The organism is Helicobacter pylori FD535, assembly GCF_000296015.2.
Classification (GTDB): domain Bacteria; phylum Campylobacterota; class Campylobacteria; order Campylobacterales; family Helicobacteraceae; genus Helicobacter; species Helicobacter pylori_CT.
Genome location: NZ_AKHP02000045.1, coordinates 77390 through 98761, shown reverse-complemented (window position 1 = coordinate 98761; position 21372 = coordinate 77390). Strand labels below are relative to the sequence as shown.

The 21372-nt window shown below is 40.2% G+C and carries 18 protein-coding genes and 1 pseudogene; 3 read left to right on the top strand and 16 right to left on the bottom strand.

Going from position 1 to position 21372, the window contains the following annotated elements:
* Window positions 1-12: 12 nt before the first annotated feature.
* The 10 genes and pseudogenes from aroC to mqnE all read right to left on the bottom strand — a co-directional run bounded on the left by aroC (window position 13) and on the right by mqnE (window position 12215).
* Entirely contained in the window at window positions 13-1110 is a 1098-nt protein-coding gene (aroC, locus tag DV63_RS15195; protein WP_001094074.1) for a chorismate synthase, read from the bottom strand.
* Complete coding sequence (gene rnc, locus DV63_RS15190) at window positions 1107-1826, bottom strand: ribonuclease III (RefSeq protein ID WP_000792213.1); 720 nt, start codon at window positions 1824-1826, stop codon at window positions 1107-1109. Before rnc ends, aroC begins: the two co-directional genes overlap by 4 nt.
* A pseudogene (gene rnhA / locus DV63_RS0209415) lies at window positions 1801-2269 on the bottom strand (ribonuclease HI). Before rnhA ends, rnc begins: the two are co-directional and overlap by 26 nt.
* Window positions 2256-3272: a hypothetical protein gene (locus tag DV63_RS15185; RefSeq protein WP_001163490.1), complete on the bottom strand. Its 1017-nt coding sequence runs from the start codon at window positions 3270-3272 to the stop codon at window positions 2256-2258. The pseudogene rnhA and the gene DV63_RS15185 overlap by 14 nt, the downstream one beginning before the upstream one ends.
* Before the next feature lie 10 nt (window positions 3273-3282).
* Entirely contained in the window at window positions 3283-4509 is a 1227-nt protein-coding gene (locus DV63_RS15180; protein WP_001225983.1) for a SurA N-terminal domain-containing protein, read from the bottom strand.
* A complete protein-coding gene (gene gatB, locus DV63_RS15175) occupies window positions 4509-5933 on the bottom strand; it encodes an Asp-tRNA(Asn)/Glu-tRNA(Gln) amidotransferase subunit GatB (protein ID WP_031202610.1) in 1425 nt (474 codons plus the stop codon). The genes DV63_RS15180 and gatB overlap by 1 nt, the downstream gene beginning before the upstream one ends.
* Window positions 5933-7231, bottom strand: a complete 1299-nt coding sequence (locus DV63_RS15170) for a M16 family metallopeptidase (RefSeq protein WP_000721888.1) — start codon at window positions 7229-7231, stop codon at window positions 5933-5935. Before DV63_RS15170 ends, gatB begins: the two co-directional genes overlap by 1 nt.
* Before the next feature lie 5 nt (window positions 7232-7236).
* Window positions 7237-8298: a dehypoxanthine futalosine cyclase gene (locus tag DV63_RS15165; protein ID WP_017179817.1), complete on the bottom strand. Its 1062-nt coding sequence runs from the start codon at window positions 8296-8298 to the stop codon at window positions 7237-7239.
* Window position 8299: 1 nt separating this feature from the next.
* Complete coding sequence (gene bamA / locus DV63_RS15160) at window positions 8300-11095, bottom strand: outer membrane protein assembly factor BamA (protein ID WP_172635381.1); 2796 nt, start codon at window positions 11093-11095, stop codon at window positions 8300-8302.
* A 37-nt stretch (window positions 11096-11132) separates the two neighbouring features.
* On the bottom strand, window positions 11133-12215 hold the full coding sequence (gene mqnE, locus DV63_RS15155; RefSeq protein WP_000346599.1) for an aminofutalosine synthase MqnE: 1083 nt from the start codon (window positions 12213-12215) through the stop codon (window positions 11133-11135).
* Between the two features lie 297 nt (window positions 12216-12512).
* On the opposite strand from mqnE, the gene DV63_RS15150 reads away from it, so the two are divergent.
* The 3 genes from DV63_RS15150 to DV63_RS15140 are packed head-to-tail and all read left to right on the top strand — an operon-like array spanning window position 12513 to window position 15073.
* Window positions 12513-13016: a ferritin gene (locus DV63_RS15150; RefSeq protein ID WP_000949223.1), complete on the top strand. Its 504-nt coding sequence runs from the start codon at window positions 12513-12515 to the stop codon at window positions 13014-13016.
* 15 nt (window positions 13017-13031) lie between these two features.
* Complete coding sequence (gene serB, locus DV63_RS15145; RefSeq protein ID WP_001170396.1) at window positions 13032-13655, top strand: phosphoserine phosphatase SerB; 624 nt, start codon at window positions 13032-13034, stop codon at window positions 13653-13655.
* A gap of 38 nt (window positions 13656-13693) precedes the next feature.
* Complete coding sequence (locus DV63_RS15140) at window positions 13694-15073, top strand: glycosyltransferase family 10 domain-containing protein (protein ID WP_020982457.1); 1380 nt, start codon at window positions 13694-13696, stop codon at window positions 15071-15073.
* Window positions 15074-15081: 8 nt separating this feature from the next.
* Here DV63_RS15140 and DV63_RS15135 read toward each other — a convergent pair whose 3' ends face one another.
* Genes DV63_RS15135 through DV63_RS15110 form a run of 6 tightly spaced genes read right to left on the bottom strand, consistent with a single transcriptional unit; the run spans window position 15082 to window position 21371 of the window.
* Window positions 15082-15672 carry a uracil-DNA glycosylase family protein gene (locus DV63_RS15135; RefSeq protein ID WP_031202604.1) on the bottom strand — a complete coding sequence of 197 codons (591 nt, stop codon included), beginning with the start codon at window positions 15670-15672 and terminating at the stop codon, window positions 15082-15084.
* A 44-nt stretch (window positions 15673-15716) separates the two neighbouring features.
* On the bottom strand, window positions 15717-17123 hold the full coding sequence (aspA, locus tag DV63_RS15130; protein WP_001217515.1) for an aspartate ammonia-lyase: 1407 nt from the start codon (window positions 17121-17123) through the stop codon (window positions 15717-15719).
* A 57-nt stretch (window positions 17124-17180) separates the two neighbouring features.
* Window positions 17181-18449 carry a UDP-N-acetylglucosamine 1-carboxyvinyltransferase gene (murA, locus tag DV63_RS15125; protein ID WP_000346558.1) on the bottom strand — a complete coding sequence of 423 codons (1269 nt, stop codon included), beginning with the start codon at window positions 18447-18449 and terminating at the stop codon, window positions 17181-17183.
* 2 nt (window positions 18450-18451) lie between these two features.
* The gene (locus tag DV63_RS15120; RefSeq protein ID WP_000527569.1) at window positions 18452-18859 is read right to left on the bottom strand and encodes a hypothetical protein; all 408 of its coding nucleotides are present in this window, start codon (window positions 18857-18859) and stop codon (window positions 18452-18454) included.
* 11 nt (window positions 18860-18870) lie between these two features.
* Window positions 18871-19692 carry a UTP--glucose-1-phosphate uridylyltransferase GalU gene (gene galU, locus DV63_RS15115; RefSeq protein ID WP_000591503.1) on the bottom strand — a complete coding sequence of 274 codons (822 nt, stop codon included), beginning with the start codon at window positions 19690-19692 and terminating at the stop codon, window positions 18871-18873.
* On the bottom strand, window positions 19689-21371 hold the full coding sequence (locus DV63_RS15110) for a lytic transglycosylase domain-containing protein (RefSeq protein WP_001210354.1): 1683 nt from the start codon (window positions 21369-21371) through the stop codon (window positions 19689-19691). Before DV63_RS15110 ends, galU begins: the two co-directional genes overlap by 4 nt.
* Window position 21372 lies beyond the last annotated feature (1 nt).

Below are 21372 nucleotides of genomic sequence, written 5' to 3'. Positions count from 1 at the left end.
ATCCAATTTCGTTTAATTCTCATTATAAATCGTTTTTAAATACTCTATTTTTGAAGTCAAATTGAGTAATACCATATCAGCTAACACCAATGAAAGCAAACTCTCGCACACCACACTCCCTCTAATCGCAATGCAAGGATCATGCCTTCCCTTTAACAAGCATTCGCATTCATTATTGTTAATGTCTATGGTTTGTTGAGGTTGGAAAATGCTTGGCGTGGGTTTGAAATGCGCTTTTATAATAATTTCTTCCCCATTGCTCATGCCCCCTAAAACCCCTCCGCTACGATTGCTCAAAAACCCTTTTTGATCCATTAAATCATTATACTCTGAGCCTTTTAATAAAGAGCTTTCTACCCCCTTGCCTATTTCAACCGCTTTCACCCCGTTAAGCCCCATCATCGCTTCAGCGATTTTAGCGTCTAATTTAGCGTATAGCCCTTGACCTAAACCAATGGGGAGCTTTTGATTGGCTTTCACGCTCCTCGCTCTAATCAAAGCCACGCCCCCTATGCTATCGTGGTTTTTGATAGCGTTTTGAATGGCTGTTTTTTGCACTTCTTCTTGCTCTTTGTCTAGGGCAAAAATCTCGCTTTTTAAGGCGTGATTAAAATCATAATTTTTAGCTTTAATGCCCCCTATTTCCATAATCCCGCTTTCACAAACAATACCAATTTCTCTTAAAAGCATTTTAGCAAACGCCCCAGCAGCCACTCTTATAGCGCTCTCTCTGGCCGAACTCCTCCCCCCACCCCTAAAATCTCTGATGCCGTATTTATGAAAATAAGTGAAATCCGCATGGCTAGGCCTGAAAAGGTTTTTAATGTTATCATAATCCTTGCTCCTAGCCCTTTGGTTGTGGATTAAAAACCCTATGGGAGTCCCTGTGCTGAAATCTTCAAAAACCCCGCTTGTTATTTCCACTTTATCGTCTTCTTTTCGTGGTGTGGTGAAAGCATTCCTCCCCCCTTGGCGGCGCTTCATTTCATTTTCTAATAACGTATAGTCTATTTTAATCCCGCTAGGCATGCCGTCTAATACCCCCCCTATCACATCCCCATGCGATTCCCCAAAAGTCGTGAGTCTTAAAAAACGCCCCAAAGTGTTCATTTTGCTTCCTTCAGTTTTTGAAGCGCTTGATAAGCGCATTGCTGTTCGGCTTCTTTTTTGCTTTTGCCTTTAGCGGTCGCATATATTTTATCTTGAATGTATAGAGCCATTTCAAATTCTTTGTGATGGTCTGGCCCTTTTTCTTTGAGCAATTGGTAAGTGGGGATCACGCAAAATTGCGCTTGGGTTAATTCCTGTAAAGCGGTTTTATAGTCCATAAACAAATGCTCCAAATCCAAACGCTTGTAAGCGCGATTGAGTAAGTTTTGCATGATTTTGCGCACCTTAGCCAACCCCGCTTCTAAATACACCCCAGCCATTAAAGCCTCAAAAGCGCTTGATAAAATAGAGGGTTTTTCCCTCCCCTTAGAAATTTCTTCAGAAGAAGAAACGCGCAAATAATCTTGTAAAGCAATCGCTTTCGCTAATTTAGTAAAACCATGCGCGCTCACAATAGAAGCCCTTAATTTAGAGAGTTTGCCCTCATCGTATTGGTAGAATTTATGGTATAGCAACTCCCCTATCACCAAACCCAACACCGCATCGCCCAAAAATTCCAAGCGCTCATTGTTTAAAGCGAGCTTGCATGATTTATGCGTTAAGGCTTGCTCCAATAAACGCTTGTCTTTAAAAGAATACCCTAAAGCTTTTTCTAGCATTATATAAGAGTTATTAGGCGTTATGTAAGGGCTATTTTGAGAGCGTTTGTTTTTCATCGTTTTTCCCTTTAAGTGGTCGTTTTAGTGCGTTTTTGTGCCTCTAATTTAGCGAGGCTATCGCAGCGTTCGTTCTCGGCATGCCCGTTATGCCCCTTGATCCAAACCGCCATAATCAAATGCCCTTTAGAGACTTTTAAAAATTCTTCCCACAAATCCACATTTTTGACTTTAGAAAAATTCTTTTTTTGCCAGTTAGCCAGCCACACATTGATCGCTTGGCACACGTATTGCGAATCGCTATAAAGCGTGATACGGCATGGGCGTTTCAAAATTTTTAACGCTTCATTGAGCGCTCTTAATTCCATGCGGTTATTCGTGGTGAATGATTCGCCTCCACTGATGATTTTTTCTTTATCTTTATAGCGTAAAATCGCCGCATAACCGCCTGGCCCGGGATTGCCTAAAGAAGAACCATCGCAAAAAATTTCAATTTCTTGCATCCAATCCACTCCCATAGCTTTCTTTAGAAATTTTAAGCACCATATCCATAAACGCTAACTGGTAACACACAGGACACCTATGGCTTTCAAAAGGAAAGATTTGTTTGCAATGCTTGCAGCGGTATTCAAAAGTCAGACTCGCTTTTATAGGGCTATTCAACAGAGCGCGTAAAACCTCTAATTCAAAAACTTGGCAAGGTTTGTTATCCAAAAGCAGCCCTTGAGATCGCGCGATGTCTTGCAAAATGGCATGTTTTTCTAAAAGAAAAGCAGGGATATTCCTATCCCATAAAAGATCGATCACGTTTTCTAAACGCTCAGTTGTATCAATTTCTTGCCAAAAAAGATTTTCATCATGCGATTTTAAGTGATCTAAAGCGATTTTTTTCAAATCTAACGACGCTTTTGAAACATGCAAGATTTTAGCCGCATCTTCCTTATTCTCTATTAAATGCATGAGATAAAGGTAATTTTTAATCGTTTCAATTTCAGGCGTTTCTAATTCTTCCAAACATTCCAAAGTTTCTAAAGCCTTTGAATAGTCTTTTTCTAATTCATACGCATGCAAAAGTTTCAACAACGCTCCCACATTCCTTGGGGAAAAGCGCAAAATTTCTTTCACGGTGTCTTTTGTTTTCTGCAAATACCCCACACTAAAATAATTTTCAGCTAATAAATCTAAAACAGCGATTTTTTCTTCATCTTTTAAAGAGCGATTCAAAAGCCCTTTTAAGATTTCAATACTCATTTGTACATCCGCTTTAGAATACGCCCTGGCTAAAAACATCAAACTAGAAATCTTAGCATGCTTTAAAAGCTCGTCTAAATTCTCACTGCCCGCATAAGCGTTTTGATTTTGGGCGAATTTTTGTAAAAATTTTTTGTTTTTCTTTTGGGTGAAATACGCCCTAGCCTGTTCTAATAGAATCACAAGAGCGATAATGAAAGTGAATAAAGCGATAGAAAATAAAGAATCTTTATAGAGGAAATTGAAGTGTTGCACAATCTAAAAATCACTCTCTAATCATCACAATCCTAGACTTAACGCGCAACTTTTCAAAATGCTCTTCTAAAATCTTATCTTTGGATTCTTCCACTAATTTTTGGGCGATGAATTGCTTGGCCTGGCTGAAGCTCACTTCGTTTTTACCCTTTTTTTCCTTGATATAAAAGGTGATAAACTGCCCTCCACCTCCATTCATAACGGGCGTAAAAGAGCCTTGCTCATGCGAGATAAAGACTTGAGCGATTTGAGGGTTTAGGGTTTTCATCTCTATTTTTTCATTAGCCTTACTCACCCCTGGAATTTCCAAATTAGGGTCTGCCATAGCCCTTTCTAAATCTTCTTGATTGGTGGAAGTGTAGCGCACGGTTTCTATTTCAGTGGGGATACTAAATTGCTCCTTGTGTTTGTTGTAATATTCGCGCATTTTAGTTTCAGAGCTGGTATCCACATTCGTGAGCAAGATATTGCGCAACAATTCTTGCATTTCTAAATGCTCCTTAAGCTGATCCCTATAGAGTTTATAATGCCCCTCAGCCATAAGCATTTGTTTGAAATGATCCAAATCCATGCCTTGTTGTTGCGCCATCATCGCCATTTCTTGGTCTAGCTTGTCGTCATCTACATGGATTTTTAAGCGCTCAATTTCTTGGTTTTTAATGCGTTCAGCGATCAAACGATCCCTGGCTTGAGCTTTGCTCACTTTGGATTTTTCTTGCTCTTCTTGGATTTGATACAGCGTGATAGGCGAACCATTAACAAGCAAAGAAATGCCCCCCACGACCTTATCTTCAAGGGTGTTGCCTGCAGCTTCATTAGGATTACCAAAAATGGAATTGAATTGAGAGCTAGGGCTTGCTCCTTTATTTTTTTCAAGAATTTGGGGGGTTGTATTTTTTTCTTCAGGTTTTGGCGCATTATTTTGCATGTTTTGATTTTGCATGCCTTTAGCGCCCTCTTTGATTTTAGGAGGCGTTATTTTTTGAGCGGGATTTTTGGAATCCCCATGATGGACTTCTGCCCTGGGCTTTCTTTTGGCTTTTATTTCTTTCTTTTCTTCTTTATTTTTCAGTTCTTTATTCTTCAATTCCTTATTCTTCAATTCTTGGCGGATTTTTTTATCCAAAGAAGATTCTCGTTTCTTCCCTTCTAAGGCTTCCACTTTAGATTCAGGCTCTGCATAAGCGATCCCAATAAACAACAAAGCCTTCAAAACATAAGAAAAAATTTTCCTCATCAATCCAATTTCTCTTTCAAAATAGCATTCACCACGCTAGGATTAGCGCCTTTTAAATTTTTCATCGCTTGCCCCACAAAAAACCCAAAAAGCTTGTCCTTACCGCTTTTGTATTCAAGCACCTTATCAGCGTTGTTTTTAAGCACCTCTTCTATAACTTTAACAATCGCTTCTGTGTCATTGACTTGAGATAGGCCCATTTGTTCAATGAGTGCATCCACATCGCCCCCTTGCTCTTCTAAAAGCTTGTCTAACACATCTTTAGCGCTCTTGCCCGAAATCTTGCCCTCATCAATGCGTTTGGCTAAAGTGCCTAACATGCGAGCGCTAACTCCGCAATTTTCTAAAGTGGTTTCGGCTTTCAAGCGCCCTAATAATTCCACGCAAAGCCATGTTACACTCGTTTTAGCCTTAACCCCAAGATCGAGCATGCTTTCAAAATACTCTGCCAATAAAGGATCGCTCACCAATAAATTCGCATCGTCTTCTTTAACGTTAAAATCTCTCATGTAGCGGATTTTTTTCGCGCTAGGCAATTCATTGATCTTTTGAGCTTCTTTTAAAAGTTTTTCATTGATAAAAACAGGATACAAATCCGGATCTTTAAAATAGCGGTAATCCGCTGATTCTTCTTTATTGCGCATAGAAAGGGTGATCCCTTTATTGGTGTCAAAAAGGCGCGTTTCTTGAACCACTTCTTCACTATAACGCCCGCTTTCCCACGCCGCGCTTTGGCGCTCTATTTCGTATTCAATCGCTTTAGCGATGAATCTAAAACTATTCAGGTTTTTAATCTCCACTCTCGTGTAAAGCTTTTCATCGCCTTTGGGTCTAATGGACACGTTCGCATCGCACCTGAAATTCCCCTCTTGCATGTTCGCATCAGAAATCCCTATAAAACGCACGATAGCATGGAGCTTTTTCAAATACGCTATGGCTTCTTCACTATTTCGCATGTCCGGCTTACTGACAATTTCTAATAAAGGGGTGCAAGCGCGGTTCAAATCCACTAAAGAACAGCTGCCCTCATGGATATTTTTACCAGCGTCTTCTTCCATGTGGGCTCTTTCAATACGCACGATTTTTGCGCCCTCTTTAGTGTCAATCTCTAATTTCCCATCGCTCACAATAGGGACTTCAAACTGCGAAATTTGATAAGCCTTAGGCAAATCAGGGTAAAAATAATTTTTCCTCGCAAAAAGGGAATACTGGTTGATATTGGCTTCAATGGCTGTGCCTAATTGGATGGCTTTTTTAACCACTTCTTTATTCAATACCGGTAAAGCTCCCGGTAAACCCAAACACACAGGGCAGGTGTTGGAATTGGGGGATTTTCCAAAGCTTGTAGAGCAAGAGCAAAAGATTTTGGTTTTAGTGTTGAGTTGGACATGGACTTCTAGCCCGATTACAGCTTCAAAGGGCATCATTTGTCCTTCTTTTTATTGCTCACAATGGCAAAAGTCAAGTCGTTGATTTCGGTGTGCTCTTTAATGAAATCATTGATCTCTTTCAAACTCATTTTTTGGATTTGATTGAGTAGCGTTTGGTTGAAATTTAAAGGCAAACCTAAATAAAAATAATTGTAAGTGGTGTTCAAGCGGCTAGAGATCGTTTCATTCCTTAAAGGCTCAGAGCCTAGTAAAAACTTTTTAGCGTCGTCTAATTCTTGTTGAGTCATGCCTTTTTCTATAAATTCTTTGACTATTTTTTTAACTAATGCAACGCTTTTAGCTTGAGTGCTGAGCTTGGTTTGCAAATACCCGCTAGCAAAATGCGCCACTTTAGAAAAATTAGAACGGATATACACGCTATAAGCCAAGCCCTCTTGAACCCTGATTTTTTCCATCAAACGAGAGCCAAACCCTCCCCCAAGCACAAACATCATGACTTTAGATTTCGCTAAATCCTGTTTTAAATCCTTGATTTTAAAGGGCGCGCCAAAATACACGAAAGCCTGTTCAGTGTCTTTATAGAGGATTTTTTCGCTCTTTTGATCGCTCGTTTCAAAATAAGGCTCTTCATACGCTTTACCTTGCGGCAAGAAATTAAGAGCATTATTCAAACGCTTAAGGGTTTGATTGATTTTCAAATCGCCCCCAAGCACCACCACGAGTTTATTGAGTTCAAAGACCTTATCAAATTGTTGTTTCAAATCGTCTAGCTTGATTTTTTGAATGCTCTCTTTAGTGCCTAAGGCTGCGTTAGCTAAAGGGGTGTTAGCAAAAAGTTCTTGCTTTAAAGTCAATTTAGCCAAATAATCAAAATCGCTTTCTTTTTGTAAAAGTTGGGCCAACATTTGGGTTTTGACTTTTTCTAAAGCGCTTTGCGTGAAGTTAGGGGATTTTAAAAGCTCTTTTAAGCGCATGATGGCTTCATCTTCGTATTCTTTTAAAAATTCTAAAGTGATTTGCAAATCTTCTGTGCTGGTATCCACATTCAAACTGATCGCTTTTTGCTCTAACGCTTGCGCAAATCCCACCGCGCCAAGCTCTTTAGTGCCTTCGTTTAAAACTTGCGCAAATAGTTTCGCCAAACCCAACTGGTTTTTATCGCTTAAGCTCCCACCCCCCCTAAAAGCTAAATGGATAAACCCCATAGGCAACAAATGGTTTTCTTCATAAATCACAGGGACTTTAGCTTGATTGATTTCTTGGTGCATCAAAGCGCTCGCTTGTAACCCCATAAAAACTCCTAATAATAAAATGATCAAAATTTTTTTCATGCTGTTTATACCTTTGCTTTAGCCGGATAACGCTTTAAGATTTCATAAGCGGTGTTTCGTTTAGCCGCCACGCTCCCAATGTCTTCAATAAGCTCTATCATTTCCGCTTCATTCATGCAAAAACTCGTTCCGGCCGCTTTCACTACATTTTCTTCCATCATCACGCTCCCTAAATCATTCGCTCCAAATAATAAGGCTAACTGCCCTATCATAGAGCCTTGAGTAACCCATGAGCTTTGTATGTTTTGAATGTTATCTAAAAAAATCCTACTGCATGCCAAATAGCGTAAATACCGATTGGAACTCGCTTTTTTAATGCTTGGGATTTCTTCTTTTAAAGGGGTGTTGTTGGGCTGAAAACTCCATAAAATAAAAGCCCTAAAGCCGCCGGTTTCATCTTGCAAATCGCGCACTCTTTGTAAATGCTCCACCACATCTTCTTCATTATCCACGCTCCCAAACATCATGGTAGCCGTGCTTTTAATCCCACAAAGATGCGCCATTCTATGCACTTCAATCCACCGATCACTGCTCAATTTTTTAGGAGCGATCACACCGCGCACCCTATCGCTTAATATCTCTGCTCCCGCTCCTGGAATGGAGCTTAAACCGGCGTTTTTCAACCTTTCTAAAACTTCTTTTAAAGACAATTTAGAGATTTTAGAAATGTAATCAATTTCAACCGCGCTAAAACCATGAATGGTGATGGTGGGGAATTTTTGAGCGATATGGCTGATTAAATTTTCATAATAGTCTATTTTGAGTTGCGGGTGCACCCCCCCTTGAAAAAGGATCTGCGTGCCACCAATAGCGAGCAATTCTTCAATCTTTTGATCGATTTCTTCATAGCTCAACACATAGGCGTCTTTTTCTTTTAAGGTGCGTTTGAACGCGCAAAACTTGCAATCCACAAAACAAATATTAGTGTAATTGATATTCCTATCCACAATAAAAGTCGTCAAGTTTTCAGGGTGCAAGCGTTGCTTTACTCTCAAAGCCTTTTGCCCTAATTCTTTCAAGGGCGCGTTTTTCATTAAATCCAAAATTTCTTCTCTGTTGATGCGCATTTTAAAACCTTGTTCCCATAGAAAATTCAAAGTGTTGCGTGTAATCGTCCATGTTAGGGTTAAAGCACAGTCCTTTACATTTCTTGCCATTGCCATCGCCCCATTGGTTGAAAAACGCTATAGGGAAAATCAACACCAAAGGCCCCATGGGCGAAATCCATTCAATCTGCAAGCCTGTAGAAGCCCTCCAAGTCGCTCTTTCAAACCCAGCTCCTATAACGCCATAATCTTTAAAATTCGCTGTCGTGACGGGAGCGTTATAGAAGAAACTCCCTCTAGTTGGAGTTTTAAAGGTTAAGAAACCAAAGTCAAAAAACCACGCTAAACGCATTTTGGCCGCTTTTAGCACCCCATAGCTCAATTCAGTAGAAGCGGTAAAAATCCCATCGCCTCCAAGCCACAAGCCAAATTCATCTTTAGGCGTAACCGATCCGTTCCTAAAGCCTCTCACCGTGGTTACGCCCCCCATGTAGAAAGTGGAGTTTAAGGGCAAGTAATCATCGGTGTTATACCTAAAGATATAGCCTCCTTGCGTTTTAAAGCGAGCGATCAAATCTATCAATAAATATTTTTGCAAATGGTGGTAAGCGGCGAATTTACCATAAACTTTAGTGTTACGGACATTCCCGCCTAACCCGTTCCACGAATTGAGCGTGCCAGAGCTTGGCAAACCAGACATTGTCGCATAGGAGCTAAAGATAACCCCATTTCTGGGGAAATAATAATCATCGGTGTTGTCATAGCTCACATCAAGGGTGAAAGAGCTGGTGATAGGCGTATGGTAATCCCTATCCCAAATACCTTTTATTTCTGGTGAAGTGGTGATCGCTCCAGGACTAGAACAGCTTTCAGGTTGTAAGGGGGTTCTACCGCCTGATAAGCGATTGATAATCACTGATGCGGGGGTAGAACATTGCCTTGGAGAAACCACTTCATTAACAGAGGAATAGTAGCGGTTGTATAAAGGGCTGCTGAAACCAAGGAGCTTGGTAACATTCAAGTTATACCCTAAGCTCACATGGGTTCTGTTACCTAGCATGCGCCCGACATTCACCCCAAAGCCCCCGCCTTGTTGGACATATTGGTAGCTTATCCTGTAATCCGCATAAAGATTGATCGTAGAGCTATACCAGCTGTCAAAAATCCTTGGATTAGTCAAGCTCAAATTCCCGGCAAACATACGCCCCGCTCCTCTTGGCATGCCCGGATAAGATCTGCCCCCCCCTGTAGCGATGTTGGCATACAAGCTCATGCTTTGGCCTGTGCCAAAAAGGTTTCTTTCGCTCACGCTCCCATTAAGCATGAGCCCTCCATAAGAACCATAGCCTAACCCAAATTGCAACTGCCCAGTGCGCCCCTCTTCTACGCTCACTAACAAATCCATAAGTGAGCTATTCACCCTTTTTTCTTCAATTTTGACTTTAGAGAAAAACCCTAAACGCCTTAAAGAATTTTCGGAATTTCTCAGTTTGGTCAAGTTGTATTTATCCTTAGGCCCTAACAATAACTCCCTTCTGATGATCCTATCGCTCGTGCGCTGGTTCCCTGAAATGATGACATCATTGATATACACCATATCGCCCACTTCAATACGATAAATGACTTTCACAAGCCCGTTTTTTTCATCTTTATCCAAGTCTGGTTTCACCACCGCAAACGCATAACCCTTATCGGCGATTTCGGTTTTTAAAATTTGCGCATCCGCTCTCAAATGCTCAATATTAAAGACATCTTTTCTTTTAACTTTAAGCGCTTTTTCTAAGGTTTTTAAGGGGACTACCGGGTTGTCAATCTCTATTAAAATGTCTGAAATCCTGTATTGGATCCCCTCTTTGACTTTATAATGAAGCTTAGCGTCATGGGTAGAAAAATCCGTTTTCAAAAAAGGCGAAGAAATATGAGCGTCTAAGTAACCCCTGCGCATATACACATCTTGGATACGCAAAGAATCGTATTCTAATTGATCTAAACGCAATTTCCCATCATTCAAGCCCCACATCCAGCCCATGAAATCTCTTTGCTTGTTCGCGCTCAAAGATTCAATCATGCGGCGTTTTAATTTCGCGCTCCCCTCATAAATGGATTGTTTGATATAAATACTATCCCCCCTATTCACATCAAACACAATTAATAACGCGCCCTCACTGACCTTTTCTGTGCGCACCTCCACCACGCTCCCATAATAGCCCTGCCCCTCTAAAGCCGTTTTTAAAGCCGTTTTAGCATGCTCTAATTTTTGCTCATCAAAGGTGTCGCCCTTTTTGATCCCCATTTGGGATTTTAAGTCGCCTTTTTCCTTTTCGGTCCCATAACCCTTGATTTCTACCCCGGCAATCCTGGCTTTTTCATCAAAATGAAACTCTAATATGCCGCTTTCAAAAGTGGCATAAACGTCTTTAAAATACCCTTGATTGAACAAAGCCAAAACAGCGGTGTCTATTTTTTTAGAATCCACAATATCGCCCACACGAATCTTTACAATCTCATTAGCGAGCATGTCAGACATGTAAGAAAGCCCGACATAAGAAATGGACTTGACTTTCATTTCTTTAGGCGTTTGATCGGATTGAGAGGTTTCTTTTTGAGCTTCATTTTTTTGAACTTCATTTTTTGGAGCCTCATTCTTTGGAGATTCTTGAGAGGCTTCTTTTGGTGGAGTCAAATCGTTTGGTTTAGAGCCGTCATTTTCTAAAGCTTCAACGCTGGTATTCATACATGCGAAAACAAGAGAGGATAGAATAAATTTTTTAATACTGATTTCCTTAATAGATTTTAGCTTGAGTGTTGTTAGTAGCATTATTATAACTAATCATTCTTAAAAACGCTAAAAATTATTAAAATTTCTGTATAAAATTATACAAACTATCCCTTTCTACCGCAACAAAACCAGCGTCCTTGATTTTAAATATCAAATCTTCTTTTTCTAAACCATGCCGGCTCTTCGCGCCTGCTGCGCTTTGAATGCTCTCTATCTCTATTGTGCCGTCTAAATCGTTAGCGCCAAATTCTTGAGCCACTAAAGCCAAATTCAAGCCCAAAGTCGCCCAATAGGCTTTAATGTGGGGGACATTGTTTAAAAGAATGCGGGATATGGCGATGGTTTTTAAGATTTCTATCGTGCTAGGGGATTTTTCCACTTTCAGATAATTGTTTTCTTTTTGATACAATAAGGGGATAAAAGCGTTAAAGCCCCCTTCTTTGTTTTCTACTTTATGTTTAGGGCTCTGGATTTTTTTGATTCTTAGCATGTGATCGATGCGATGGATTTTATTTTCAATATGCCCAAAAAGCATGGTAGCGTTACTCATTTTGCCTAATTTGTGCCAATAAGCATGGATTTCTAACCACCGAGAAGATCCCACCTTACCATTACAGATTTTACGCCTTACTTCTTCATCAAAAATCTCAGCCCCCCCACCAGGCATGGAATCTACCCCGGCTTTGAGCATGTCTTCTAGCACCAATTCAAAAGGTTTGTTGAATTTAACACTTAAAAAATGCACTTCCGCAGCGGTCATGGCCTTTAAATGCAAATTAGGCATTTCTTGCTTGATGGTTTCAAACACCTTCAAATACCATTCATAAGAGTAATTAGGGTTATGAGCGCTCACGATATGGACTTCTTTAATCCCCTTGTTGTAGGAGTTTTTAACCTTTTCTAAGATTTCTTCTAAGCTCATTTCATAAGGGTTAGGGTTTTTTCTGTGGGCTGAAAAAGCGCAAAATTTGCAAGCGTCCGCGCAAATATTGCTGGGGTTTAAATGCCTATTGACATTAAAATACACGATTTTTTGGTGCATGTTCTGGCGCATGCGATCCGCTGCTTCCCCTAGCGTGTATAAATCATAATCATAAAGCCTCACTAATTCTTCACTTTCAGTAACTTGATTGTCTAATACTTTTTCTAAAAAGTCCATGGTTAAATTGCCCTTTCGTTTTAAAGATAAACATTGTAGCATTTTTAGATTTAAGAATGCTTTTTATATATTATATAAAAATATCCCCTTTTAACCCCCTAATTGGTGCCAACCCCTTTTTTTACTTAATTCTCATTAAAAGGATTTTTATGATAAAATCTAAACTTCATCAAGCCATTAGCTGGTGTTCTTTCTCATTTTTATAAGTTTTTAAAAATTTTCATACTCTTGTTTACTTTTTCATTATCATTTATGCTATAATTATGGGACAACTTAAACCAACACAAAGGAGATACTATGTTATCAAAAGACATCATTAAGTTGCTAAACGAACAAGTGAATAAGGAAATGAACTCTTCCAACTTGTATATGAGCATGAGTTCTTGGTGCTATACCCATAGCTTAGATGGCGCGGGGCTTTTCTTGTTTGACCATGCGGCTGAAGAATACGAGCATGCTAAAAAGCTCATCGTCTTCTTGAATGAAAACAATGTGCCTGTGCAATTGACCAGCATCAGCGCCCCTGAGCATAAGTTTGAAAGTTTGACTCAAATTTTCCAAAAAGCCTATGGACATGAGCAACACATCAGCGAGTCTATTAATAATATCGTCGATCACGCCATAAAAAGCAAAGATCATGCGACTTTCAATTTCTTGCAATGGTATGTGGCTGAACAGCATGAAGAAGAAGTGCTTTTCAAGGATATTTTGGATAAAATTGAGTTGATTGGTAATGAAAACCATGGCTTGTATTTGGCTGATCAGTATGTCAAAGGGATCGCTAAAAGCAGGAAATCTTAATTTTAGGGTCATTGAGTGCAAAAACTAGCCGTTTTTGATTTTGACTCCACGCTAGTCAATGCTGAGACGATTGAGTCTTTAGCGAGAGCGTGGGGGGTGTTTGATGAAGTGGAAAAAATCACTTCACAAGCCATGAATGGCGAGACAGATTTTCATAAAAGTCTTATTTTAAGGGTTTCTAAACTCAAAAACATGCCCTTAAAACTAGCCAAAGAAGTTTGTGAAAGTCTGCCTTTATTTGAGGGAGCGCTTGAGCTTGTTAGCGCCTTAAAAGAGAAAAATTACAAGGTGGTTTGCTTCAGCGGAGGCTTTGATCTAGCGACCAATCATTACAGGGATTTATTGAATTTAGATGCGGCTTTCAGTAACACGCTGATAGTGGAAAATGGCGCCTTAAACGGCTTGGTTGCGGGGCATATGATGTTTTCACACTCTAAAGGCGAAATGCTACTCGCCTTGCAACGCTTGTTAAATATCAGTAAAACGCACACTTTAGTCGTGGGCGATGGAGCGAATGACTTGAGCATGTTCAAACATGCCCGCATTAAAATCGCTTTCAACGCTAAAGAGATTTTAAAACAACACGCCACGCATTGCATCAATGAGCCTGATTTAGCCTTAATCAAGCCTTTGATTTAAAGATTTTTTTTGTAAAATACTCCTTTAAAAGGATAACCATGTTCCAACCCTTGCTAGACGCTTATACAGACAGTGCCCAAATAGAAGAGACAACCCATAAGCCCCCCTTAAAAATCGCTGTGGCGAATTGGTGGGGAAATGAAGAAATGGAAGAATTTAAAAAGAGCGTTCTTTATTTCATCTTAAGCCAACGCTATAAAATCACCCTCCACCAAAACCCCAACGAACCTTCAGATCTCGTCTTTGGCAATCCTCTTGGATCAGCCAGAAAGATTTTATCCTATCAAAACGCAAAAAGAGTGTTTTATACCGGCGAAAATGAAGTCCCTAACTTCAACCTTTTTGATTACGCCATAGGCTTTGATGAATTGGATTTCAACGATCGTTATTTGAGAATGCCTTTGTATTATGCCAGCTTGCATTATAAAGCCGAGCTTGTTTATGACACCACTTCGCCTTATAAGATTAAAACTGACAGCCTTTATGCTTTAAAAAAACCCTCCCATTGTTTTGAAGAAAACCACCCCAATTTATGCGCTGTGGTGAATGGAAAAACAGACCCTTTGAAAAGAGGGTTTGCCAGTTTTGTCGCAAGCAATCCTAACGCTCCTCAAAGAAACGCTTTCTGTGACGCTTTAAACGCTATTGAGCCAGTTACTGGGGGAGGAGCCGTGAAAAACACTTTGGGCTATAATGTCAAAAACAAGAGCGAATTTTTAAGCCAATACAAATTCAACCTCTGTTTTGAAAACTCACAAGGCTATGGCTATGTAACCGAAAAAATCCTTAATGCGTATTTCAGCCATACCATTCCTATTTATTGGGGGAGTCCTAGCGTGGCGAAAGATTTTAACCCTAAAAGTTTTGTGAATGTCCATGATTTCAACAACTTTGATGAAGCGATTGACTATATCAGATACTTGCACGCGCACCCAAACGCTTATTTAGACATGCTCTATGAAAATCCTTTGAACACCCTTGATGGGAAAGCTGTTTTTTACCAAGATTTGAGTTTTAAAAAAATCCTGGATTTTTTTAAAACGATTTTAGAAAACGATACGATTTATCACAATAACCCTTCCACTCTTTATCGTGATTTGAATGATCCACTAGTATCCATTGATAATTTGAGGGTTAATTATGATAATTTGAGGGTTAATTATGATAATTTGAGGGTTAATTATGATAATTTGAGGGTTAATTATGATAATTTGAGGGTTAATTATGATAATTTGAGGGTTAATTATGATAATTTGAGGGTTAATTATGATAATTTGAGGGTTAATTATGAGTGGCTTTTTCAAAACGCTTCACCTTTATTGGAACTATCTCAAAACACCTCTTTTAAAATCTATCGCAAAGCCTATCAAAAATCCTTACCCTTGTTGCGCGCCATAAGGAGATGGGTTAAAAAGTAAGGCGTATTTTAAGACTGATTAAGAAACTGGAGCGCTATTTTAAAATGCGCTAACGCTTCTTTTTTGAGCGTGGGGTTTTTGAGCATGTCCTCTAAAGCATGGGTGCTTAAAAAATGTTTTGTTTTTAAAGACACGATGTGCCCAAAGGATTCTTCTTTAGAAAGGTTTAAAAGGCGTTTGGGCAAAATCCCGCCAAAGACCACAATGACTTTTGAAGCGCTGTTGTCTAATTGCCAGGTTAAATGAAACAGGCATGCGTTGATTTCCTCTTCTAAATTAAGGCTGTTAGAGTCGCATTTAAGGAGCGATAAGATACTGCAATCTTTTAAGGGGCAGTTAAAAACCTTTTGGATAATGCTCTCTAACATGGCCGCTTTTAAATTGTTTAAGAAATTTAATTGGCTATCTAACATGGGGGTTAGCGTGATGAAAGTGAGCTTGGAAGTGGGGTTAAAAATCCCGATCACTGGTTTTGAATTTTGATGGCGTTTGCACAGATTGCAATTTTCTATGCCCTCATAAACTTGTTGGTTAAGGGGCTCATTTTGGGGCTTGGTGAGGTTGGTATTGGTGTAAGTTTCGCCCAAAAGACGCTCCATATAAAGGGAGCGTAAAGTTTGAAGGCGTGAATATTGCAAAGCGTTCAGTCTTTATGCTTTTTGAAAGCGTGAGGGCTTAGCATGTTTTCTGGCTTGAAAATATCGTCCAGTTGCTCTTTGGTTAAGATTTTCTTTTCTAAAGCGATGTCATAGATAGAGCGATCGCTTTTTAAGGCTTCTTTAGCGATCATAGCGGATTTTTCATAGCCGATATGAGGGTTTAATGCGGTAACAATGCCAATGCTGTTAAAGACATAATCGTGGCAAATCTTTTCATTAGCCGTGATGCCTTCCACGCATTTAGTCGTTAAGGTTTCAATCGCGCGCCCTAAAATCACAAAGGAATGGAAAAGCTTGTAAGCGATAACCGGCTCAAACACATTGAGTTGCAATTGCCCTCCTTCTGCGGCTAACGCCACGCTCAAATCATTCCCAATCACCGCAAAGCACACCTGATTGACCACTTCAGGGATCACCGGATTGACTTTACCGGGCATAATAGAGCTGCCCGGTTGCATTTTGGGCAAATTGATTTCATTCAATCCGGCTCTAGGGCCTGAGCTGAGTAGTCTTAAGTCGTTACAAACCTTAGAAAGTTTCACTGCAATACGCTTTAACACCCCACTCACTTGCACATACGCCCCCGTGCTTTGAGTGGCTTCTATCAAGTTATTAGCCATGACAAAGGGGCGGCCCGTTACTTCTTGGATTTTCTTTTCAATCAAACTGCGATAATCCGGGTGCGAATTGATCCCTGTGCCAATAGCCGTGCCGCCTAAATTAAGCTCTCTCACCCAATTCCTAGCGTCTAAAACCTGTTCAATATCCCTATCAACCATCAAGGCATAAGTTTCAAACTCCTGACCTAAAGTCATAGGCACAGCGTCTTGAAGCTGGGTGCGCCCCATTTTAATCACATGAGCAAATTCCTTAGCTTTTTGAGCGAAAGCGTCCCTTAAAGCCTTCATGGGAGCGACTAAATTACTCAAGCGCTCATAAATAGCGATTTTTAACGCGCTAGGATAAGCGTCATTAGTGGATTGAGAGCGGTTGACATGGTCGTTTGGGTGGCAAAATTGATACTCGCCCTTTTGATGCCCCATGTATTCTAAAGCCAAATTAGCAATCACTTCATTCATGTTCATGTTCGTGCTTGTGCCAGCCCCCCCTTGAACCATATCCACAATGAATTGATCATGGTATTTGCCATCAATGAGCAAATCGCACGCATGGCAAATCGCAATTTTAAGCTTTTCATCAATCAAGCCTAATTGCACATTCGCTAAAGCAGCCGCTTTTTTGACTTGAGCAAAAGATTTGATAAAAACAGGATAACTGCAAAGCTTATCGTTGGTAATGAAAAAATTTTCACTCGCTCTTAAAGTTTGAATCCCGTAATAAACTTCATCGCTAATTTCCATTTGCCCAATGAAATCATGCTCAATACGCATAAAAGCTCCTTATGTAATAATTGAAAAATATTCTAGCTATTGTAACCAAATATTGAGTTATTTTTCTTTTAAGCGCGCAACTTTTGCCCCTAAGGCGTTGATTTTATCCTCTAATCTCTCATAACCCCTATCCAAGTGGTAAATCCTATGCACCCTACTCACGCCCTTAGCCACTAAAGCGGCTAAAACGAGAGCTGAAGAAGCCCTTAAATCGGTCGCCATCACATCGCTTCCGGTAAGCTCTGTGGATCCGCTAACGGTAGCGACATTCGTTTTTAAGCTGATATTAGCCCCCAAGCGTTGCAATTCGCTCGCATGCATGAAGCGGTTTTCAAACAGCGTTTCTTCAATCACACTCGTCCCCAAACACTGCGTGGCTAACGCCATGAATTGCGCTTGCATGTCTGTGGGGAAGCCCGGGTATTCTTTCGTGGTGATTTCAAAGGCTTGGCGTTTTTTGGCCGGATAAATTTCTATAGAATTTTCTTGAATGTCTAGCGAAAAACCAATTTCTATGAGCTTGTCGGTGATCGCTTGAAGATGGTTAGGGATGATACGATTGATTTTAAGCTGGCTGTTAGTGATAGCCCCCACGCATAAATAAGTGCCCGCTTCAATCCTGTCTGGTATGATTTGAATGCCTTTTAAATTCAAAGCGTCATTTTCTACCCCCCTAATCTTTAACTCACTGCTGCCAACGCCCTCAATTTCTACCCCCCCACTCTGTAAAAACGCGCACAATTGAGTGATTTCTGGCTCTTTAGCAGCGTTAATGATGCGCGTGATCCCTTTAGCCAAGCTTGCTGCCATGAGAGCGTTTTCTGTGCCTGTAACGCTGATTTTATCAAATAAAATATCATTCCCTTTCAAGCCTTTAGGGGCTTTTGCATGGATATAGCCTTGCTCAATTTTGATTTCAGCCCCTAATTGTTGCATCGCTTTTAGGTGCAAATCCACAGGCCTTGCCCCTATAGCGCACCCACCGGGCAAACTCACTAAGCATTCTTTAAAACGCGCTAATAGTGGGCCTAAAACCAAAATGGAAGCGCGCATCTTGCGCACCAAATCGTAAGTGGCTTCGGTGTGGCGCAGGGATTTGGCGCTGAGTTGGAGCGTGTTAGGATTAAGCCATTCTAATTCTGCGCCCAAATTTTGCAACAATAACGCCATCGCCTTTATATCCACCACTTGGGGCAAAGATTTGATCTTGACTTCTTGTCGGCTTAAAAGCGTAGCGGCTAAAATGGGGAGCGCGGAGTTTTTCGCCCCTGAAATTTCTACCCCCCCTTTTAAAGGGACTTGTCCTACAATCTCTAAAAAATCCAATTCTATCCTTTTTCTTTTTTATTCTTAAGGGCTAAGCCGGTAGCGTTAGCGATTTTTTGCGCATGATTAGGGTTAGCGTTTTCTAATTCTTGCCCAAAATTAATAGCGTCTTCTAATTCAAAAAATTCTGAAGCGACTAAATTTTGGAGCGTTTCTAGCCACAGAGTTTCTTTGTCTTTGGGGCAAATCTTAAAACGCTCATTGAAGCTGTTTTTAAGTTTTTCTAAAGCTGGTGCGCTTTTAAGGTTTTTGATTTGTGCGTTCAAATCTTCTAAAGAAAGGCTTTTATTAGGAATATTTTGCTTTAAGGGGGGGCGAAAAAGCCTCCAAGCAAGCCCCATTAATAACACAGGAAGCAAGCATACAGAAAGGATCAAATACATGTAAGCGTAATAAGTCAAATTGCCCATGTTGATAAGATTTACAAGCGTTTTTTATAATAAGCGTTACTCGCTTCAATATAGCCTTCCACGCTCCCGCAATCGTATCGTTTGCCCTTGAATTGGTAAGCGATGATCCGCTTTCTTTTGGCTTGAGTGAGTAAAGCGTCTGTGATTTGGATTTCATTGTTTTTACCCGGTTTCGTCTCGCTTAAAATTTCAAAAATATCCGGGGTTAGAATGTAGCGCCCTATCACGGCTAGATTGCTTGGGGCGTCTTCTTGGCTTGGTTTTTCCACCATGTCTTTAATCTCATACACCCCCTCTTCTAACCATTCGCCCCTGATCACGCCGTATTTTGAAACTTCTTCTAGCGCCACTTCTTCAATGGCTACAATGGAGCATTGGTATTTTTGATACAATGAAGTCATTTGCGTTAGCACGCTTGGATAATCATGGCTTATGCACAAGTCATCGGCTAAAATCACCGCAAAAGGCTCATTGCCTATGAGGGCTTCTCCGGTTAAAATCGCATGCCCTAAGCCTTTCATTTGCTTTTGGCGCACATAGGAAAAACAGCATTTCTCTATAATGTTACGAATGCTTTTTAGGGCGTTTTCTTTGTTAGTGCCCTGGATTTGATGCTCTATTTCATAGCTCGTGTCAAAATAATCTTCTAAGCTTCTTTTGTTTCTGCCTGTAACGATCGCCATCACTTCACAGCCTGCTTCCATCGCTTCTTCTACAGCGTATTGGATTAAAGGCTTATCCACAATGGGCAGCATTTCTTTAGGAATGGTTTTAGTGATCGGCAAAAAGCGCGTGCCGTAGCCAGCGGCAGGAAAAAGGCATTTTTTAATCATGGTTTGTCCTTTGAGTTAAGAGTTTGTTCTAAAAATGCATCAACAGGGATGAAATTCCCAAAAATTTCTTGATAAATCAAGTAATTGAGCATGACCCTAAAGCCATACAAACGGGTTTCGCTATAAGGCATAAGCTCCATGCTAAGCCATGGCTCAAAATGATTTTTTTCTTTAAATCGTTTGGAGCTTTCTAGCCACCTCCTTAAAAACCCAGGCCCAGCGTTATAAGCGTAGGCGACAAAAAGGGGGTGGTTGAATTCTTTTTTCAAATGGTTCAAGTAATAATTGCCAAATTTGAGAGCGATATTGGGGTTAAACATGTCGTTTAGATCAATGTTATCCATGCCAAGGCGTTTAGCGAAAGGCCTTACATTAAAGGGCATGATTTGCATAAGCCCCAGAGCGAACGAGCGCGAAATGACTGCCGGGAGCAAAAAGCTTTCTTGCCTAGCGATCGCATACGCCATAGCCTTTTCATCAACATTTTGCCATTCAATAATGCCTTCATAAGGGGATAAATAATAATAAATCTTGTCTTTATTGCGTTGGCTTAAAAGATAGGTCAATTCAGGGGCGCTTTTTTCATAATACAAGCTTTTTAGCATCGCATTAAACGCGCCCTCATCCTTCAAACTCAAGGTTTTTTCCTTAAAAATTTGCCACGAAAAAGGGTCATAAGTGTTAAAAGGAGGGGCTTCTTGGCTTAAATTTTGGATGTGAGAAATGATGCGATAACTGGGCGTGGTTTGGAGCTTGCGACTCGCATAAAGACTATAGAGGTTTAAGGCAGGGCTTTGTGAAAGGCGTTCCAAAGTTTTTTTCTTTTTAGAGACTAAATACTGCCAAAAGATCGCTCTGTCTTTTGAAAAATCATCGTCCTTGACCACCGCTTCTGAGCGTTCAAAATACTTGAGCGCTTTAGAGGGTTTTTTGCGCAAGATTTCATTGATCCCTAGGATGAAAAAGGTTTGCGCGTTGCTGTGGGTAGCGTTACTTTTAGTGAGAGCGTCTTTAAAATGATCCAATTTAGGATCTAAAATAACCTGATAGATCAAGCGGTTAAACGCCGGGTAATTTTCATCTAAAAGGCGGTTTAACTCTTTAATAGGGATATGCTTTTCAAAAATTTGGAGCTTTTTTTCATAACTCAAATGATTGAAAAGCGCGCTAAACACTTGCGCGTTAGCCTTGAATAAAGAAGCGCTCACGTTCTTATTTTGCAAAATTTCTAATTCTTCATAAAGAATGGGGTAAGCCTCTTTGATTTTAATTTGTAAGGGTTTAAGGGTTTGGAGGGGGATTTTATCAAAATCTCTGATTTTTGATTTTAAAGCGGTAGCGATACAGCTTGCTTGGAAAGTGTCTGTTTCTTCTAGCATGCTTTCTAAAGCCGTTTGCTTGCAATAAATCTCTTCAGGCAATTTAACATCAGGGCTTTTTTCTGAATTGTCTGAGCCTTTTTCTTGCATGGCCTTTTGTAGGGCGTTGTTTTTATTTTGAGTCAATTCATAGGCTTTTTTAGCGTTTTCTAAAGTGGTTTTTTTATCGCTAATATAACGCCACAAATAATAATCCCTAACGATCCCGGCGGGCTTTTTTTCTAAATCTTTTAAATCCAACTCGGTTTGAGAAAAACCAACGCCAAGCATACCGATAAAAAATAAAATAAAAAAACGCATG

Excerpts from the sequence above, each read along its gene's own strand:
- mqnE (WP_000346599.1), bottom strand. The coding sequence starts at position 12,215 with ATGGACTTTTTAGAAAAAGTATTAGACAATCAAGTTACTGAAAGTGAA.
- rnc (WP_000792213.1), bottom strand. The coding sequence starts at position 1,826 with ATGAAAAACAAACGCTCTCAAAATAGCCCTTACATAACGCCTAATAAC.
- gatB (WP_031202610.1), bottom strand. The coding sequence starts at position 5,933 with ATGCCCTTTGAAGCTGTAATCGGGCTAGAAGTCCATGTCCAACTCAAC.
- DV63_RS15180 (WP_001225983.1), bottom strand. The coding sequence starts at position 4,509 with ATGAGGAAAATTTTTTCTTATGTTTTGAAGGCTTTGTTGTTTATTGGG.
- bamA (WP_172635381.1), bottom strand. The coding sequence starts at position 11,095 with ATGCTACTAACAACACTCAAGCTAAAATCTATTAAGGAAATCAGTATT.
- aspA (WP_001217515.1), bottom strand. The coding sequence starts at position 17,123 with ATGCGTATTGAGCATGATTTCATTGGGCAAATGGAAATTAGCGATGAA.
- DV63_RS15150 (WP_000949223.1), top strand. The coding sequence starts at position 12,513 with ATGTTATCAAAAGACATCATTAAGTTGCTAAACGAACAAGTGAATAAG.
- DV63_RS15120 (WP_000527569.1), bottom strand. The coding sequence starts at position 18,859 with ATGGGCAATTTGACTTATTACGCTTACATGTATTTGATCCTTTCTGTA.
- galU (WP_000591503.1), bottom strand. The coding sequence starts at position 19,692 with ATGATTAAAAAATGCCTTTTTCCTGCCGCTGGCTACGGCACGCGCTTT.
- DV63_RS15135 (WP_031202604.1), bottom strand. The coding sequence starts at position 15,672 with ATGGAGCGTCTTTTGGGCGAAACTTACACCAATACCAACCTCACCAAG.
- DV63_RS15170 (WP_000721888.1), bottom strand. The coding sequence starts at position 7,231 with ATGAAAAAAATTTTGATCATTTTATTATTAGGAGTTTTTATGGGGTTA.
- DV63_RS15110 (WP_001210354.1), bottom strand. The coding sequence starts at position 21,371 with ATGCGTTTTTTTATTTTATTTTTTATCGGTATGCTTGGCGTTGGTTTT.
- DV63_RS15140 (WP_020982457.1), top strand. The coding sequence starts at position 13,694 with ATGTTCCAACCCTTGCTAGACGCTTATACAGACAGTGCCCAAATAGAA.
- aroC (WP_001094074.1), bottom strand. The coding sequence starts at position 1,110 with ATGAACACTTTGGGGCGTTTTTTAAGACTCACGACTTTTGGGGAATCG.
- DV63_RS15165 (WP_017179817.1), bottom strand. The coding sequence starts at position 8,298 with ATGCGCATCAACAGAGAAGAAATTTTGGATTTAATGAAAAACGCGCCC.